1 protein-coding gene is annotated in these 342 nt (G+C 70.2%); it reads left to right on the plus strand.

Features of this window, described 5'->3' with window-relative positions:
- The coding region (locus tag B2Y21_RS10290) for a DUF4893 domain-containing protein (protein WP_292059501.1) at positions 1-262 on the plus strand (262 nt) is incomplete at its 5' end.
- Between the last annotated feature and the right edge of the window lie 80 nt (positions 263-342).

The following is a 342-nucleotide window of genomic DNA, read 5'->3' on the forward strand; positions in this document are numbered from 1 at the left end:
GCTGAAGCTGATCAAGCGCACCGGCTCGCAACGCCCCGCAGGCCTGCTCTTCCCCGAGAACGACCGCGAAATGGTCTTCCTCGGCTCCATGGCCCTGGCGTCCGAGCCGACGGCCCGCAGCTACGGCCAGCGGCCCGAACGCGACCTGGTCGGCGTGCTGGAGCGGATCGGCGAGCGGCGCTGGCGCCTGGTCACGCCCTGGCCGGCGGCGGAATCCAACCTCGACCTGTTGGAATTGGTTCCGGCGCCGCCCTCGCGCTGAACCGTCGCCGTTCCTGTCCGTTAGGGCGGGATGACTGTGGAGACCTCCATGCGCCTCGGATTCGCCTGCGCCGCTGTTCC

It is taken from the genome of Brevundimonas sp. UBA5936, assembly GCA_002430835.1.
Lineage (GTDB): Bacteria > Pseudomonadota > Alphaproteobacteria > Caulobacterales > Caulobacteraceae > Brevundimonas.